The sequence below is a fragment of the Aggregatibacter segnis ATCC 33393 genome (assembly GCF_900476035.1).
Classification (GTDB): Bacteria; Pseudomonadota; Gammaproteobacteria; order Enterobacterales; family Pasteurellaceae; genus Aggregatibacter; species Aggregatibacter segnis.
Window position 1 is genome coordinate 1,926,829 of sequence record NZ_LS483443.1, and the last position, 18,138, is coordinate 1,944,966.

The following is an 18,138-nucleotide window of genomic DNA, read 5'->3' on the forward strand; positions in this document are numbered from 1 at the left end:
CTCCTTGTAAAAGCTACAAGTTTTTAAATTCTATGATTACTTCGTAATCACCCCACAAACTCAAAATATCTTTTGAATTTTTCATGTAAGATTATCTTTATAATGACCGCTAGTTGCAGTTGTTTAAGTCGATTATTACACAGATAACCCAAATGAGTGGTACATTCTACTACTAAACATAGGGATAAAGAATAGTAGAAATGTTGCCTAGCTCACATTTTTCGAACTAAATCAACAATAACTAAAAATAAGCATTTCAAGCAAAATTGATCTGCGTCAAATTATATGTTTTCTAAACAAACTTGCAACATTTATCAAATCAAAATTCGCCAGATCACAAATTTAGAAAGAAATTCTGGACTTTTAACCAACATTTTGATAGTTTCCCTGCCAGTTTATTCATATTAGTTTTTACTTGAATGGTTCAAGGGTATTTCAAATGGCAACAAAAACAACACGAATTTTGACCGCACTTTGCATGGCTACCGCCGTGATGAGTTTTTCAAATGTAGTAAATGCCGCTGAAAATAGCGCAAAGAAATCATCAGAAATGCCACAGCAATGCAAGGATTTATTCAACGAAACTGAAAACCTGATTGCTGAAGCAGAAAAACAACCCGGCACACATACTCAAGTAAACAAGATTCGAAGCAAACTCAATCAAAGCAAACAGCAAATTCTTGAAATGGAATTGGCGACACAGATCAAAAGTTGCGATGTAGCATTAGCGAAACTCAACAGCATGAAACAACAGCAACAATAATCACAAGATAAAAATAAAAGGCTTATTGAAAATCAATAAGCCTTTTATTTTTTAGTCTTCTCGGGAAAGTTTTTCAATGCCAAAATGGCGATACGTCGTTGAGGTTGCTATTCTTCCTCGCGGTGTTCGTTGTAAGAATCCCTGCTGAATTAAATAAGGCTCCAACACATCTTCAATGGTATCCCGCTCCTCGCCAATGGCTGCCGCTAAATTGTCTAATCCCACCGGACCACCATCAAAGCGCTCTAACACAGCCGTCAGCAACTTCCTGTCCAAATAATCAAAACCGGCATCATCAATATCCAACATAGACAGCGCCGCTTTAGCAATCGTTTCGGTAATCACGCCGTTATTACGCACATCGGCATAATCTCGAACACGACGTAATAAGCGATTCGCAATTCGCGGTGTTCCGCGAGAACGGCGAGCTATCTCATAGGCTGCCGAATCATCAATTTTAAGCTGCAAACAGACCGCACTTCTTGACACAATAGACGTTAAATCCGGCACGGAATAAAACTCTAGACGTTGCACAATGCCAAAACGATCACGTAATGGGGAGGTTAAAGAACCCGCTCGAGTCGTCGCACCGATAAGCGTAAAAGGCGGTAAATCCAATTTAATTGAACGGGCAGCTGGGCCTTCGCCAATCATGATGTCCAGCTGATAATCTTCCATTGCCGGGTAAAGGACTTCTTCGATGGCGGGTGAAAGGCGATGAATTTCATCAATAAACAACACATCATGAGGTTCAAGATTTGTCAGCATTGCGGCTAAATCGCCTGCTTTTTCTAATACCGGACCGGATGTCGTGCGAATATTCACGCCCATTTCATTGGCGACAATATTAGCCAGTGTGGTTTTTCCCAATCCCGGCGGGCCAAAAATCAACAAATGATCCAATGCATCCTGACGTAATTGTGCCGCTTTGATGAAAATTTCCATTTGTTCGCAAACTTGTGGTTGTCCCACATAATCCGCTAGCAATTTTGGACGAATGGCACGATCAATGACATCTTCGTCTAATTTTACCGTGGCACTAATAATTCTGTCTGCTTCAATCATCTTGTCTATCTCAAATTACAGTGCGGCTTTTAAAGCTTCACGAATTAACTGTTCACTGGAAAGCGCCGGTTTAGACACTTTTTTCACCATTTTCTCTGCATCGACAGGCTTATAACCCAAAGCGATCAATGCTGCCACAGCCTCATTAGAAGGCTCGGCGGTTGCGATGGTTTCCATGCTAAGACTTGGCAAATGATCCGCTTGCATAAAGAAGTCGTTATTTTTTACGCCTTTAAATTTACCTTTGAGTTCAACCAAGAGTCTTTCTGCGGTTTTTTTACCAACACCGGGAATCTTCACTAATTTTGACAGTTCTTCACGTTCAATGGCATAAGCAAACTCATCCACCGACATAGCTGATAAAATCGCCAACGCCAATTTTGGCCCAACACCATTGGTTTTAATCAATTCACGAAATAAAGTGCGGTCTGTTTTTTGTGCAAATCCAAAGAGTAAATGAGCATCTTCACGAACGACCAAATGGGTAAATAAGCTGGTTTGTTTGCCAACTTCCGGAAGATGATAAAAACTTGTCATCGGCAACAACAATTCATAGCCGACACCTTGCACATCCAACAAAATTTCCGGCGGCTGTTTTTCCATTAAAATACCGGTGAGGTGACCAATCATAGCAATTCTCGTTAACTGTAAAAAATTGTGCGTAGCATAAAATAAAACTGGATAAATATCCAGTTAAATTTTTAAACGGAAACGGCCTCGACTATATCGAGTACGTAAAAGTGCGGTCAATTTTTCCTGCGTTTCATTTTGACCCGCGGCATCTGCCACATGGAAAGAGTGCTGTATGGAATGGGCATGCGTAATGGCGATCGCTAAAGCATCCGCCGCATCGGCTTGTGGCTTATCGGAAAGTTTAAGAATACGAGTCACCATATCCTGCACTTGAATTTTATCTGCCGAACCAATACCGACCACCGTTTGTTTGATTAGGCGTGCTGCATATTCAAACACCGGCAAATCATGATTCACCGCTGCAACAATCGCCGTGCCACGAGCTTGCCCGAGTTTCAGTGCTGAATCCGCATTTTTTGCCATAAACACTTGTTCAATCGCAAACATATCCGGTTGAAATTGCGTGATGATTTCAGTCACACCGGCATAAATACGTTTTAAACGGGTTGGCAAATCATCTACTTGAGTGCGAATGGCACCACTGCCAAGGTATTCCAATTGTCGCCCGGTTTGTCGGATAACGCCATAACCGGTCACGCGAGAACCGGGGTCAATGCCTAAAATAATTGTCATAATCAGGTATAAAACAAACGGCTAGAAGACCTAGCCGTTTTTATTTGAAGTGAAAGTTTATTGATTTGCTTTTGCGGTCGCTTTCGCGTTCACATCACAGTTTTTCACAATAATCTTGTCGGATTTTTTGCCTTTTTGTAAAAGATTTACCGGCACGACAGAATCAAATTTATCCAAGGTTAAACCGCTGTCCACATTCCATACATAGTTGCCGGAAGTAAATGCGGTAAAATCTTTTTGAGCGGCATCACGAGCAAAGTCTTTTGCAATCACTTTATTGCCTACCATCACCATTGCACCTGTTGGCTCTTGACCTTCAAATTGGTACACGGCAGTCACAGTTTTCTTGTTGCAAGAATACACCACGGTTTTATCCGTAATGCTAAGCGCAGGTCCTTTATCTTCCATCTTTGCCGTTGCATTAGAGCAAGCGCTCAAAATAGCAACCGTTGCAACAGCGGATAATACTTTAACAAATTTCATAAATGCTCCTTATAGCATTGCAGCGACTTCATCGCTGATTTCACCGTTGTGATAAACGTTTTGTACGTCATCACAGTCTTCCAACATATCAATTAAACGCAATAGTTTCGGTGCATTTTCCGCATCCAAATCTACGGTTGTTGATGGAATCATTGTCACTTCAGCGCTTTCAATTTTAAAACCGGCGGCTTCAATACCGTCACGCACCGCGCCTAATTCTTCCCAAGCGGTATAAATTTCGAAAGAACCGTCATCTTGTGGTTGAACATCATCTGCACCCGCTTCGATTGCCGCTTCCATTAACGCATCTTCATCCGCTTGGAGAACTAAAATCAATCCTTTTTTACTGAACAAATAACCAACAGAGCCTTCCGTGCCTAAGTTGCCGCCACATTTGGTAAAACTTGGACGAACTTGGGAAATGGTACGGTTGGCGTTATCGCTCAAACATTCCACCATGACAGCCGTACCGCCCGGACCATAACCTTCATAGATTTTGGTTTCCATATTAGTATCATCGCCACCACCGACACCACGCTCAATGGCACGGTTAATGGTATCGCGGGTCATGTTATTGCTTAAGGCTTTATCCACCGCTGCACGTAAACGCGGGTTAGCACTCACATCACCGCCACCGATTTTCGCGGCGGTCACCAATTCACGAATTAATTTAGTAAAAATTTTGCCACGCTGCGCATCTTGTGCCGCTTTACGGTGTTTAATATTTGCCCACTTACTATGGCCTGCCATGTTGTTTTCCTTCTATTTTGTCAAATCAAATAAATATTTTCTTATCGCTTCCGCGTTATTAGGGGATTTCGTCATTTGAATCGCTTGTGCCGGCGAAACCCATTGAAAAGCGAGATGTTCGGTTAATTCAGGAGTAAATTCCTGCTCCACAGCCAACAAAAACCAATGCTCTCGGCAGTGGGTAACATTCGGTGCGTATTTATAGCGGAAATGCGGAAAAATTTCAAACGCTACGCTTTCATGACAATCCAAAAGTGCGGTGCTTTTTGACGGCGTTTTTAACCGCACTTCTTCCCAAATTTCACGTACTGCTGCCTCATACGGCATTTCATGTTCTTCCAAAGAACCGGTGACCGATTGCCAGAAATCTGCATCGTCTCGGCGTTGTAGCATGAGCACTCTGCCACTCTCTTTGGCATAAATGACAACAAGGACAGATTGGTTGTTTTTGTATTTCAATTGGATATCCACGCAAATAAAAAGTTCGCCATGTATTTTCACGCAAAACAACGTAAAAAAGAACCGCACTTTAAAGAACCCCTTAAAGTGCGGTCGTTTTTAGAGAAATTTTTAGCCTAACCAGCCGGCTTGCTGTGCAATAAAGAGTGCAGCAAACGCGGTTAAGTAGAATAACCCGATAAAGGACAACCACAATAATCCGCCTTTCACGCTGTGTTTCGCTTTCATGGTTAAGGACAAGTTCAACCATGCGAAGACCGGCGCAGAAACAAAGGAGGCAATCATCGCGAATTTCAACATCGGACCAACGGCGTTATTAAAGTAGAAAATAATCGCCAAACCGGAAGCGGCGGCAAGCACCATGGCAATATTCAAGGTTCTTACCGTGCTTTCGCGTTTACCAAGCAATAAACGCAAGGATTCGACGTTGGTACGGGAATAGCCGTCGATAACGGTAATGGTTGTGCCGAACATACACATGAAGGCAATCACTGCAATCAATAAACGCGCCCATTCACCGATGGTACTGGCATACATATTGATTAATTGTGCAATATATTTACCGCCCACCATTTCTACGGTTTCAGGTGAACCGAATTGTACCAATGCGCCAAGCGCCAAGAATACGACCGCTAAAATCGCCGTGCCGATGTAACCAACGTTGAAGTCAAACAAGCCGTCTTGATAAGACACTTTGGTCAAGCGACGTTTTGCCACCACCCACATGGAGTTAATAGCAGAAATTTCAATTGGTGCCGGCATCCAGCCCATTAATGCGACCAAAAAGGCCAATTTGCTTAATTCCCACGGGGAAGGCGCAACGAAATCTGCAGGTGCGACACCTTGCATGCCATTACGCATAAACGCAATCACCACGGCACTGACTGTTGTCACGGTTAACGCGATCATGATGATTTTGGATAAGCTGTCTAATAAGCGGTATTTCCCTAACAGTAAAATACCAGTTGTGACACTGATCACCAATAAACTGAGGACCGGCATTGGCAATGGAATAGGGATCACAAAAGTTAAAATGGCTGCGGTTAACAAACCTACCGCGGCTGTGTTAATCACGGTGGCAAAAATATTTAATGCAAGGAATAGCCACAAATAAAATTTACCTTTTTGGCGGTAACCTTCCAACAAGGTATTGCCGGTATCTAAGGTATATTGCACACCGAAACGGAAGAAAGGATATTTGAATAAATTCGCAAGAATTACGATGCTCACTAACTCCCAGCCATAAATCGCACCCGCTTGGGTGGAAGCGATAATATGCGAACCACCAACGGCAGCCGATGCCATAACGATGCCCGGACCTAATGCAGCGAATTTAGTCGCCCATGTGGATTTTTCTACTGAATTTGAAACTTCACTCATAAAATTCTCTCTTATAAATTGACCATAAATGCGGGAAAGGACTCATTTATAATAGAATTTCACAACCCAGTAAAGAAAATAAAATTCTATTCAAAAAGAAATAAAAGAATAAAATTTTGATTTATTGAAAATTTTAGTTAATAACTTCAAACCAGAGAGATAAGGCAAGTTATCACACCAAAAAAGCAATTTATTTTAGTAGATAAAATTTTTTATCTAAAAAAGAAAGTGCGGTCAAAATCCATTGAGTTTTTGACCGCACTTTCTTTTTGGAAGCCATTAAAATAGACTTTTAGGTATCTACACATGCTTGTAATACAACATGGCAGATTTCATGTTTAATGAAAATACTCATTACTTTTCTTGTTATATAACACATATAAATATATGAAAAGCACTATAAAATGAGATAAAAGCAAATCAAATTGATCTTGAATTTCATTAAATGGATTATTTTTAGCTAATTCTAGAAAATCCATTAGCAGCCAGAAAAAAAATGCTATTCCCCTAACCATATATAATGTTCTAGCCCATTTTTTCCCTAAGAAAAAACCAATGGAAAGTACTAGCATTAAGACATAAGAACTAAAAACACCAAAGAAAAAAGAAAAGGGTCTTAAAAAGAAAAATCCGTCAATAATGTAATGTTCGCTTAAAACACTGGCTCCCCAATAAATAGCCAAAATAAAACTACAAATAGAAGCTATTGTTAGCAACAAGGGCCTTTTACCAATTTCATTAACATTAAGACTTTTATCACCAAAAAAACGACTAGCTTCTTTTGAAAAAAGAACTTTAATCGAAATTAAGAAAAAAATGAAAAGTATAACGAATACAACTGAAGATAACATTTCTGGTCGCATAAAAGTATACTGCATTAGATTATGCTCTAAACTAACCCCAATGCTAAAAAAAATCCCTGTCATGGTATACCCAGCATATAACCATTTTCCCCAATTATGCCCCCTCATTATAGAAAAGGCTGAAATAAACAGACATACTGGAAAAATAAAGTCTGCTAAAGAATAGTAACCATAAACTCTCCATACAGAAGAAGTTATTCCAGCAATTTGTGAATAAATAAGATTAATAAAAATTGCTGTTGCAATAACTAAAATTACCGTAGAAATATTTCTGATTTTGTATTCAATGTTCATATTTTCTCTCTAACAAAAAATGCGGTCGAAATTGACCGCACTCTATTATTCAAATTTCAAATTTACTCAGCTTTTACAACCTGAATACTCAGCTCAGCTAACGCCTGCGGATTCGCAAAACTTGGTGCTTCGGTCATTAAGCATGCCGCTGCCGTGGTTTTCGGGAACGCAATCACATCACGGATATTTTCGGTACCCGTTAAAAGCATGGTTAAACGGTCTAAACCGAACGCCAAACCTGCGTGTGGTGGTGTGCCGAATTTCAATGCATCCAACAAGAAGCCAAATTTTTCGCGCTGTTCTTGTTCGTTAATGCCAAGAATACGGAAGACGGTTTGTTGCATTTTCGGATCGAAAATACGCACAGAACCGCCACCCACTTCATAACCATTGATCACCATATCGTAAGCATTCGCCACGGCAGTTGTTGGTTCGGCTTCCAATTGTTCCGGTGTGAAATCACGCGGCGATGTGAATGGGTGATGCATTGCCGCCAAGTTGCCTTCGTCATCACGTTCAAACATTGGGAAATCAATGACCCAAAGCGGTTGCCATTCGTCTAAACGGGTTAAGCCGAGGTCACGGCCCAGTTTCAAACGCAATGCGCCCATGGCATCGGTGGTGGTTTGCCATTTGTCTGCGCCAAAGAACAAGATATCACCATTTTGTGCTTTCACTCGTTCTGCTAACGCTTTCCATACATCTTCAGTTAAGAATTTCGCAATCGGACTTTGAACACTTTCAAGACCGGCATTGATATCATTCACTTTCGCCCAAGCCAAACCTTTCGCGCCGTAGATACCAACAAATTGGGTGTATTCATCAATTTGTTTACGCGTAATTTCGCTGCCATTTGGTACGCGAATGACCGCCACACGACCGTTCGGATCATTGGCGGGGCCTTGGAACACTTTGAAATCTACCTCTTTAACGAGGTCTGCCACATCCACTAATTCAAGTGGGTTACGCAAATCCGGCTTATCGGAACCAAAACGATTCATCGCTTCGTGCCAAGTCATCACCGGGAATTTGCCTAAATCCACACCAATGATGTTTTGCCATAAACCATGCACCATACGTTCCATAATCTCACGCACTTCAGGCGCTGTCAGGAAAGAGGTTTCCACATCGATTTGGGTAAATTCCGGTTGACGATCCGCACGCAAATCTTCATCACGGAAACATTTCACGATTTGATAATAACGATCAAAACCGGACATCATGAGCAACTGTTTGAAAAGCTGTGGTGACTGTGGCAATGCATAGAATTTGCCTTTATGCACACGGCTTGGCACTAAATAGTCGCGCGCGCCTTCCGGTGTGGCTTTGGTTAGCATTGGGGTTTCAATATCTAAGAAACCGTTGTCATCCATAAAACGACGCACAAAGCTGGTGATTTTTGCACGAGTTTTCAAACGTTGTGCCATTTCCGGACGGCGTAAATCCAAATAACGGTATTTTAAGCGTTGTTCTTCTGTGTTGTTTTGGTTGAAGTCTAACGGCAACACATCGGAAGCATTGTAAATTTTCAATGCTTTTGCCAATACTTCCACTTCACCGGTCGCCATGTTTTTATTGATTTGGTTGTCCGGGCGAGCAATTACTTCACCTTTGATTTGAATACAAAATTCGTTACGCAAACCAGCAGCCGCGGTCAAGGCGTCTTGGTATTTCGGGTCGAAACACACTTGCACGATGCCATCACGATCGCGCATATCAATAAAGATCAACCCACCTAAATCGCGGCGGCGATGAACCCAACCGCTTAATGTTACTTCCTGACCGATATTTGCGCGGTTTAACGCACCGCAATAATGTGAACGCATCATTTTTTATTCCTTATTATATTCTGGATCATTAAAGAGAAATTAACCGTGCGATTATACGGAAATTGCCTGGGCTTTTGAATTGGAAAGCGAAATTTATTTGCGCCGTTAAAAACTTTCTCTAAAATAACCGCACTTTTTATTTCAAATCATTGCATCGCAAAAAACATGAAAGATACCCTATTCTCTGCACCCATTGAAAAATTGGGCGATTTTACCTTTGACGAAAGCGTTGCGGAAGTATTTCCTGACATGATCCAACGCTCTGTGCCGGGCTATTCCAACATCATCACAGCTATCGGCATGCTTGCCGAACGTTTTGTGACGGCAAACAGCAATGTTTATGATTTAGGTTGTTCCCGTGGGGCGGCGACCCTTTCCGCTCGTCGTCATATTAACCAACCGAATGTGAAAATTATCGGGGTGGACAATTCCCAACCGATGGTGGAACGTTGTCGCCAACACATTGCCGCCTACCACAGTGATATTCCGGTTGAGATTCTCTGTGACGACATTCGCCACATTGAGATCAAAAATGCATCGATGGTGATTTTGAATTTCACCCTGCAATTTCTACCGCCACAAGATCGCGTGGCGTTGTTGGAAAAAATTCATCAAGGATTAAATCCAAACGGCGTATTGGTGCTGTCAGAAAAATTCCGCTTTGAAGACGAGCAAACTAACGACTTACTAATTGATCTCCACCATCAATTTAAACGCGCTAACGGTTACAGCGAATTAGAAGTGAGCCAAAAACGCACCGCACTTGAAAATGTGATGCGCACAGACAGCATTGAAACCCATAAAGCGCGATTAAAAAATGTCGGCTTTTCTCATGTGGAGCTTTGGTTCCAATGCTTTAACTTCGGTTCCATGATTGCGATGAAATAAGCGCAAGCTCAAAATAAAAAAGAGCGATGGACGTAAAACGTTTTAAAAATCCACCGCACTTTTTTATTATCTATCGACGCTCTTATTCTCGTTTTTATAAAGGTTTTAAATCCTGATCCAACAAACGGGCAAGCAATAAAATACCGTCTTTAAAACGATATTCAGCATACTCTGCCTGAGCATAATATTGCCCTTTCCCCTCTGCAAAGAAATATTCCTGACTTGGCAATGCCGGCGACCAGCCTGTGTTATTAATCGGTAAATACAGGTTTGGTTCGCAGCCTGTGAAATCCGTCGGTTTAGTTTTTTCCACGCGACACAAGGTAGCAACACCCTGCTCATTTTGATGAATTAAGGCATAAATTCGTTTAGGCTGTGGTTTTCTTGTTATCTGCCAAGTGTCCTCTTCGTTGGTTTGTTCATCATTTAGCTGGTCAGGCTCATCATTAAGTTGCGCTGCAATATCCTGCAAAATGGCGTAATTCAACGACATGTAATCCCCTTGCATTAACGAACGTGGATCCACCGGCACAATTTTTAGCACAACCGGTTTGCCGGTCGCTAACACGTTTTCAAATTGCCATATCTTGTAATTTAACGGCAATAACATCAATAACGCGATAAGCAACGCCATTAACGGCTTGCATTTAGAAACACCGGAAAAATCCACCGCACTTTGTGTCGTCACTTTAGATTTCCTATGCAAGAAAAATACGACAAAGGAAAATAATGCGCCAAAGCATAAGAGTAAAAACGACTTATAAAGCAATGGGATAAAGAGCATGTAATAGTAAAGTGCCAAATTCGTGATGAGCGCCAATAAGGCGATAAAAAATAAAGTTCGGCTTGCCGAAACATAGGCAATCAACCACAGGGCAACAAAAAACAAAATAGACGGTTGAGCCACAAATCCAATCGTAAAGAGCATTAAAACAATGGCAATAAACCACTTTTCCGCCAGCGCAGATTTAAAAAAGAAGCTGATAATCCAATAAACACAGAAAGGTGTAAGACAAACAAAAAACGGCACCCACCATGAAAATGTCAACGTAGCTCGTGAAAAAATGCCATAGGTAATGACGCTGAAAAAGTCTGAGAACGTATCAATGGACGGTAACTCGTCGGCGACCTCGCTGAAATGATGAAACCAAGGAAAGAAGGTTTGGGATGCGGAATAGCTCCAAGAGCCAATACTAAAAAATAAAAGCCCCCAAGCAAGCGGTGTCACTGCCTCGCTCTGCTGATGTTTTATCATCCACAAGAACTGCCCTACAAAAACACAAACACAGCACAACATGGAAAGATAAGGCAAAGACAAGGCACCGGATGCAATGTCCTCCACGTAACTGAGGTGCCACATGCTTAAGATACTCACTACCGTTAAAGTTTGTAGCCAAACTTCTTTGCGAACGAAATAAAAAACACCGACCACACAAGAAAACAACAACGGCACAAAAATCTGCGTTGTTTCGCTAGGATCACGCTCCAAATGGTCAAACCATAAATAACCGCCAAGCAAGCCGTATCCCATCAAAAAACAAATACCAACCACCAGCGACATTTCATTACTCGCTTGCGGATAAGCTCGATGTAATCCCAATGCAGTAAGCAACATTGCAATTGCCAAGGCAAGTACAGCGAGCAACGGGTCAGATATATCAAGAATAAACGCCGCCCAAATAATGGCGGTGACCATACCGATGAGAATGGCAAAAATAAACAGAACGGACAATGCCCAAGGCATTTTCGTCTGTTGCGGATAACGGGCTTGATAAAGCTTGTACAGATATTTCATTGCTAAGATCGTCAACACAAAAATCAGCAAGCCACTTGAAAAAACAGAATCCGCAGAATTGATATGAGAAAAGAGCAACATGCTAAAGGCAACAATTATCCCCAATGCACTTGCAATTAAATTGGTGAAATCAAAACGATATTGCTTATAAAAATAAAATAATGCAGCAGAAGGCACACTCACGATCAAGAAATTTAGCACCGAAAACCAACCAAAATCGGTATCAAAAATCGTGCCATAGGCCATAAAACGAATGCCGAAGAGATGTATGATCACAAAACCAAGCAAGATTTTGGGTAAGATTCGCCAACGTTCATCATGCAATCGTCGTGTAAAAACCTCACTGAATACCAGGCCAACACCATTGAGAAATACGCCATAAACAGCAACATAGTCATAATTATCGATCTGAAGTAAATACAAAGCTAAATTTGCTGTGATAATCAGCAATAAGGCAGAAGCAACATTAGGCAACAAAAGTAACCATGGAATTTGGCACACCGACCAAATAGCAAACAATTCCCATGTATTCGCGCCCGTTTGATATGTTTGCCCAGCGAGTGCCAAGATAGCGCCAATCAGCACGGCAGCACTAAAGAATAAGGCAACCGAAACAAGTTTTAATTTCTCCGCTGCTAACTGACGACTTTCGCGCATAAAAAAATAACCGCCTGTCATCACGGAAAAAACGAACAACGTTTGCAATCCATAAATCTTCGTTAAATCGGAAAGATAATCCCAGTTAGCGGCAATGAATGTGACGACGCCGCTACTAAGAAAACCGACCGTTAACAAGAGAAACAATAAATTAAGATAACGTTCCCAAGATAAGTTGAATAACCCTGTTCTATTCATATTTTCGTTTCCTTTCAATCCCCGGTGAAAAGTTAAAGAATTTTAGTCAATTTTTAGGAGAAAAAGCAAAAGTGCGGTGAGATTTTGCGATATTTTCCTTCTCACGTTCATTCTTTCCTCATACCAATAGTGCTTCCGGTTTCCGTCTCTTTTAACAAAAACCAAATACATTTTAATCCATAAAACGCCATTAGAAATAATTTATTATTAATAATAATTATCATTTGCATAAATTGAGCAAATACGTTAGATTGCCACGCTGTAAATTTCACCTTTCATCAACCTTTAGAGGAGCATTTATGCGCAAACATTTTTCATTGCTTCCCCTCGCAATGTTAGTTACCACTGCAGTTTATGCAGAAAATTTAGAGATCATTAACGTGGTGTCTGAAAATACCGGTGCCAAAAGTAAAACCAATGTGATTACAACTGAATCGATTAATCGCAGCACGGAAACCGAATTAAAAGGTTTATTAAAAGACGAACCGGCAATTAACTTCGGTGGCGGTCGCGGCACATCACAGTGGTTTACCATTCGCGGGATGGGGCAAGATCAAGTGGATGTGAAAGTAGATGATGCTTATACCGACGCCCAACTTTTCCACCACCAAGGCCGTTTCATGTTTGACCCGGCACTATTCAAGAAAGTGAGCGTGCAAAAAGGGACTGGGTCAGCCAGTGCCGGCATTGGTGCAACCAGTGGTGCTATCGTGGCAGAAACTGTGAGCGCAAAAGATCTTCTGAAAGAAGGTCAAGACATTGGTTTTAAACTAAATGCCGGCGTCAGCTCAAACAAAGGCTGGAGCAAAGGCGCAACCGTTTATTCACGCGCCCAAGCGATGGATGTATTGCTTTCCGGCAATTGGGTAAATGAAAGCGACTATAAAGGCGGCCATAATTTCCGTAATTTGGAAGGTGGTACAAAAGTTCAAAACAGTTCATTACATCAACGTGGTTTACTCGCCAAAGTTGGGGTTGATATTACTGAAGATCAACGTATCGAATTAAGCCACCGTCAAGAGCGTCATTACGGCGTTCGCGCACTTCGTGAAGAGTTTGACTTTTCGCAAGATTGGTTAACCGCCAGAGAGCAAAACGGCCGTCCAACTCTAACAGGAGAACAGCGTGCAAACGGCTATACGTTAAGCCAAGAAGGGAATACTTGGTATGTTTTAGATCGCAATGGCAACAAAATTCCGAATACGGCAAATAACGCCCCTAGCTATCGCATCACCACGAACGATACCAGCAAAATTGAATGGACAGGTAAAAACATGGGCTTTATCAGCAATGCTAAGGCTAATGTATGGCGTAGTGTAATTAGCCGTGAAGAGCCAAGTGAACATTCCAGAACTCGTTTAATTGCCAATGGTGCCAACGTAAACTTGGACTCACCTATTGGTGAATCTCACTTAATCAAATACGGTATCAATTACCGCGATCAAGAAGGTAAGCCTAACTCACTTACCGTTCAAAACGGCGTCCAAATGAAGACCCAAAAGAAACGTGATGTGGGTATTTATACGGAAGGTATCTGGGGCTTAGGCGCGTTCACCTTAACCACCGGCTTACGTTATGATCATTTCTCATTCCGTGCAATGGACGGCTCAAAATCCAATAAAGGAAACCTAAACCCAAGTGTCGGCTTAATTTATGAAGTGAGCAATGATTTGAGTTTAAATACCAGCTTAAACTACGCTACCCGAAGTCCTCGTTTCTTTGAAGTCATGCTTTCTTCAGGATCGACTCGAGGAAAAACAGCAGTGTATTCCATTGCCAATAACATTAAACCGGAAAGATCGCGCAACGCGGAAGTGGGCTTTAACTATAAATTAGCCGACAGCCTTTCTTTGAACGGAAGTTATTTCTGGCAAACAATCCAAGATACGCACGCCTTTACTCAAATCAGACCGGGTTATTATGAAATCCAAAATGCAGGCAAATTAAGAAATCATGGTTATGAATTAGGTGCAGCCTATAAATACGAAGGCTTAACCTTGCGTGCAGGCGTGGCTTACAGTAAACCGGAATTAAACGGCAGAACCGTGGATAGCACAGTAACCGCCATTCCAATCGGTCGTACTTGGACCACCGGCGTGTCTTACCACTTCGAACAACCTGACGTTGAAATCGGTTGGAAAGGCCGCTTTGTACAACATACCAGCTACGATTCAACCACCCAAAACCGTGGCGGTGGTGCAACCACCACAAAACGCCCGGGCTATGGCGTCAACGATTTCTATATCACATGGAAACCGGTTGAAAGCGTAAATATCAACCTTGCGTTGAACAATGCATTCAACAAATACTATCGCAGCCACAGCCAACGCGCAGGCGTATCCACCTTGCCTGAGCCGGGTCGTGACGTTCGTTTAAGTGTAAACTACACATTCTAAAACTGAAAAGTGCGGTGAGATTTTACTGCGTTTTTTAAATTTATTTTGAAGGATTAAGTTCAATCGAGCTTAATCCTTTTTATTTTCCAAAGAAAACGCCATGATTCTGTGGCATAATTGCTGAGATTTTATTTAATGGAGAATATCATGCGAATTTTACATACCATGTTACGCGTCGGCGACTTACAACGTTCTATTCAGTTTTATCAAGATGTATTGGGCATGCGTTTATTGCGTACCAGTGAAAATCCGGAATACCAATATTCTCTGGCATTTTTAGGTTACGATGATGAAGACAAAGCGTCCGTATTGGAATTAACCTATAACTGGGGCGTAGAGAAATATGATTTAGGTAATGCTTACGGCCATATCGCTATTGGTGTAGATGATATTTATGCGACCTGTGAAGCGGTGCGCAAGGCGGGCGGGAATGTTACTCGCGAACCGGGCCCGGTAAAAGGTGGTAAAACTGTGATTGCTTTCGTGGAAGATCCGGACGGTTACAAAATTGAATTCATCGAAAATCAAAGCGCACAAGCCGGCTTAGGCAACTAAGTTACCCTCTAAAGTGCGGTAAAAAATTCAAGTGTTTTTTAACGTGGATTATAAACGATAATCCACGTTTTATTTTTAGGATGAGTTATGTCTGAAGCCCAAGAAACAATTAATTACAACTTATTAAAACACAGATTTCGCGGTTATTTACCGGTGGTAATCGATGTGGAAACCGCCGGCTTAAACGCCAAAACCGATGCACTATTAGAATTGGCAGCCATTACCCTAAAAATGGACGACGCCGGCAACTTAGTGCCGGACCAAAAATGTCATTTTCACATTCACCCCTTTGAAGGCGCCAATATCGATCCTGAGTCCATCAAATTTAACGGTATCGACATCGACAACCCATTACGTGGAGCCGTGAGTGAAAATATCGCTATTAGCGAGATGTTTAAAATGGTACGTAAGGCACAAAAAGACGCTGACTGCCAACGTTCAATCATCGTCGCACATAATGCGTCATTCGATCATGGATTTGTGATGGCAGCGGCGCAACGTATGAATGCCAAGCGCAACCCATTCCATCCGTTTTCCACTTTTGACACCGCCACATTAAGCGGTTTTATGTTCGGACAAACCGTATTAGTAAAAGCCTGCCAAGCGGCCAAAATTCCTTTTGACAGCCAACAAGCTCATTCTGCGTTATATGATACGGAACGCACAGCAGAGCTGTTTTGTTATATGGTGAATCATTTAAAACACTTGGGCGGATTTCCGCATGTCATAGCGGAAAATTAAAAAACATCAAAAATATCGACCGCACTTTACATTTTTTTGAAAAAACACTTGCGATAAAAAATATTTTCCAGTAGTTTAAAAAGCAATTCACATAGGAGATTCCAAAATGCGCTTTATTCGTCGTCACCATCATCACCACGTAACTGAATGATCTTTCAGGTATTTGGTGTGCTTGGAAGATGACTTCCGAGCAGGTACGAATAAAACGCTATCCTTTAAAGCCCCTCGGAAGTTGACTTTCGAGGGGTTTGTTTTTTACAGCAAAAATAAATTCCTCAGAAATTAGCCGATGATTTTATTAGACAAATTTTATTTCTCTAGTAAATTATCAATAACTTAACTCATAAGGACAAAAAAATGCTAACCAATCCAGTTGTTATTTCCATCGCAGTCTTGCTGATTCTCAGCTTGTTGCGAATTAACGTGGTCGTTGCCTTGGTTATTTCTGCCCTCACCGCAGGTTTAATCGGCGATTTAGGCCTAACAAAAACCATTGAAGCCTTTACCGGCGGCCTTGGTGGCGGTGCTGAAGTGGCAATGAACTATGCCATGCTCGGTGCCTTTGCCATTGCCATCTCCAAATCCGGCATCACTGATTTACTTGCCTATAAAGTGATTACCCGCATGAACAAAACCCCCTCTGCTAATGGGATTGCCATGTTCAAATATGCCTTATTGGGGATTTTGGTCTTGTTCTCGATTTCATCTCAAAACCTGTTACCGGTGCACATTGCATTTATTCCAATTGTTGTTCCACCACTACTTGCTGTGTTCAACAAACTGAAAATTGACCGTCGCGCCGTAGCTTGCGTCCTCACTTTCGGTTTAACCGCCACCTATATGTTATTACCGGTGGGTTTCGGTAAAATCTTTATCGAAAGCGTTTTGGTGAAAAATATTAATAATGTCGGTGCTTCATTAGGCTTACAAACAACGGTAGGTGAAGTCTCCCTCGCTATGATGATTCCGGTAACCGGGATGATTTTAGGTTTATTGACTGCCGTATTTATCACTTATCGCAAACCGCGTGAATATGCCGTCACCACAGCAGAACCAACAACGCAAGACATTGAGCAGCACATTGCTAACATTACACCAAAACAAATCACCGCAAGCCTTGTTGCGATTGTGGCGACCTTCACCACACAATTAGTCACAAGCTCTACGATCATCGGTGGTTTAGTCGGTTTAGTCATTTTTGCCGTGTTCGGTATCTTTAAGCTAAAAGAAAGTAACGATATTTTCCAACAAGGCTTACGCCTAATGGCCATGATCGGTTTCGTGATGATCGCTGCTTCCGGTTTCGCCAATGTGATTAACACAACTACCGGTGTAACTGACTTAGTGCAAACCTTAGGGCAAGGCTTACAAAGTAAAGGACTTGCAGCGTTCTTAATGTTATTCGTCGGCTTGTTGATCACCATGGGGATCGGTTCTTCCTTCTCTACCGTGCCAATCATCACCTCGATTTATGTACCGCTTTGTTTATCTTTCGGCTTCTCCCCACTTGCTACAGTGTCTATCGTGGGCGTTGCGGCAGCATTAGGTGATGCGGGCTCACCGGCTTCCGACTCAACCTTAGGACCAACATCCGGTTTGAATATGGACGGTAAACACGACCACATTTGGGATTCTGTTGTACCTACCTTCATTCACTATAACATTCCGTTGTTAGCCTTTGGCTGGCTTGCAGCAATGACTCTCTAATCCTAAAAGTGCGGTCGGAAAAACACATAAATTTTCCACCGCACTTTTG

The 18,138-nt window shown here is 41.9% G+C and carries 16 protein-coding genes and 1 other annotated feature; of the genes, 6 read left to right on the forward strand and 10 right to left on the reverse strand.

Annotation, left to right across the window (positions count from 1 at the left end; translation table 11 throughout):
* Positions 1 to 439 precede the first annotated feature (439 nt).
* Positions 440 to 763: a DUF5339 domain-containing protein gene (locus tag DQN58_RS09375; protein ID WP_032997943.1), complete on the forward strand. Its 324-nt coding sequence runs from the start codon at positions 440 to 442 to the stop codon at positions 761 to 763.
* A 51-nt stretch (positions 764 to 814) separates the two neighbouring features.
* On the opposite strand, the gene ruvB is transcribed toward DQN58_RS09375, so the two are convergent.
* The 9 genes from ruvB to aspS all read right to left on the reverse strand — a co-directional run bounded on the left by ruvB (position 815) and on the right by aspS (position 9,152).
* A complete protein-coding gene (ruvB, locus tag DQN58_RS09380; RefSeq protein ID WP_006719010.1) occupies positions 815 to 1,828 on the reverse strand; it encodes a Holliday junction branch migration DNA helicase RuvB in 1,014 nt (337 codons plus the stop codon).
* Between the two features lie 15 nt (positions 1,829 to 1,843).
* The gene (ruvA, locus tag DQN58_RS09385; protein ID WP_006719012.1) at positions 1,844 to 2,458 is read right to left on the reverse strand and encodes a Holliday junction branch migration protein RuvA; all 615 of its coding nucleotides are present in this window, start codon (positions 2,456 to 2,458) and stop codon (positions 1,844 to 1,846) included.
* Positions 2,459 to 2,521: 63 nt separating this feature from the next.
* Entirely contained in the window at positions 2,522 to 3,094 is a 573-nt protein-coding gene (ruvC, locus tag DQN58_RS09390) for a crossover junction endodeoxyribonuclease RuvC (RefSeq protein ID WP_006719013.1), read from the reverse strand.
* Between the two features lie 57 nt (positions 3,095 to 3,151).
* Entirely contained in the window at positions 3,152 to 3,577 is a 426-nt protein-coding gene (locus DQN58_RS09395) for a hypothetical protein (protein WP_006719015.1), read from the reverse strand.
* Between the two features lie 9 nt (positions 3,578 to 3,586).
* On the reverse strand, positions 3,587 to 4,327 hold the full coding sequence (locus DQN58_RS09400; protein WP_006719017.1) for a YebC/PmpR family DNA-binding transcriptional regulator: 741 nt from the start codon (positions 4,325 to 4,327) through the stop codon (positions 3,587 to 3,589).
* 12 nt (positions 4,328 to 4,339) lie between these two features.
* On the reverse strand, positions 4,340 to 4,786 hold the full coding sequence (nudB, locus tag DQN58_RS09405) for a dihydroneopterin triphosphate diphosphatase (RefSeq protein WP_032998193.1): 447 nt from the start codon (positions 4,784 to 4,786) through the stop codon (positions 4,340 to 4,342).
* 111 nt (positions 4,787 to 4,897) lie between these two features.
* On the reverse strand, positions 4,898 to 6,166 hold the full coding sequence (locus tag DQN58_RS09410) for an NRAMP family divalent metal transporter (protein WP_006719021.1): 1,269 nt from the start codon (positions 6,164 to 6,166) through the stop codon (positions 4,898 to 4,900).
* Between the two features lie 338 nt (positions 6,167 to 6,504).
* A complete protein-coding gene (locus DQN58_RS09415) occupies positions 6,505 to 7,323 on the reverse strand; it encodes a hypothetical protein (RefSeq protein ID WP_006719022.1) in 819 nt (272 codons plus the stop codon).
* Between the two features lie 62 nt (positions 7,324 to 7,385).
* Positions 7,386 to 9,152, reverse strand: coding sequence for an aspartate--tRNA ligase (gene aspS / locus DQN58_RS09420; protein ID WP_006719023.1), 1,767 nt, complete (start codon positions 9,150 to 9,152; stop codon positions 7,386 to 7,388).
* Positions 9,153 to 9,317: 165 nt separating this feature from the next.
* Here aspS and cmoA point away from each other — a divergent pair, with 165 nt between their 5' ends.
* Positions 9,318 to 10,040: a carboxy-S-adenosyl-L-methionine synthase CmoA gene (gene cmoA, locus DQN58_RS09425; RefSeq protein ID WP_006719024.1), complete on the forward strand. Its 723-nt coding sequence runs from the start codon at positions 9,318 to 9,320 to the stop codon at positions 10,038 to 10,040.
* Between the two features lie 94 nt (positions 10,041 to 10,134).
* Here cmoA and DQN58_RS09430 read toward each other — a convergent pair whose 3' ends face one another.
* Positions 10,135 to 12,690: a GDYXXLXY domain-containing protein gene (locus DQN58_RS09430; RefSeq protein WP_006719025.1), complete on the reverse strand. Its 2,556-nt coding sequence runs from the start codon at positions 12,688 to 12,690 to the stop codon at positions 10,135 to 10,137.
* 299 nt (positions 12,691 to 12,989) lie between these two features.
* Between DQN58_RS09430 and DQN58_RS09435 the strand changes: the two genes are divergently transcribed.
* The 4 genes from DQN58_RS09435 (at position 12,990) to DQN58_RS09450 (ending at position 18,089) form a co-directional block, all read left to right on the forward strand.
* The gene (locus DQN58_RS09435; RefSeq protein ID WP_006719027.1) at positions 12,990 to 15,086 is read left to right on the forward strand and encodes a TonB-dependent receptor domain-containing protein; all 2,097 of its coding nucleotides are present in this window, start codon (positions 12,990 to 12,992) and stop codon (positions 15,084 to 15,086) included.
* A gap of 147 nt (positions 15,087 to 15,233) precedes the next feature.
* Positions 15,234 to 15,641, forward strand: a complete 408-nt coding sequence (gene gloA / locus DQN58_RS09440) for a lactoylglutathione lyase (RefSeq protein ID WP_032997944.1) — start codon at positions 15,234 to 15,236, stop codon at positions 15,639 to 15,641.
* 87 nt (positions 15,642 to 15,728) lie between these two features.
* Positions 15,729 to 16,382 (forward strand): ribonuclease T, encoded by a 654-nt coding sequence (gene rnt, locus DQN58_RS09445; protein ID WP_006719029.1) that lies wholly within the window; start codon positions 15,729 to 15,731, stop codon positions 16,380 to 16,382.
* 126 nt (positions 16,383 to 16,508) lie between these two features.
* Positions 16,509 to 16,637 (forward strand) — a sequence feature (His leader region).
* 102 nt (positions 16,638 to 16,739) lie between these two features.
* Positions 16,740 to 18,089: a Na+/H+ antiporter family protein gene (locus DQN58_RS09450; RefSeq protein WP_006719030.1), complete on the forward strand. Its 1,350-nt coding sequence runs from the start codon at positions 16,740 to 16,742 to the stop codon at positions 18,087 to 18,089.
* Positions 18,090 to 18,138: the final 49 nt, after the last annotated feature.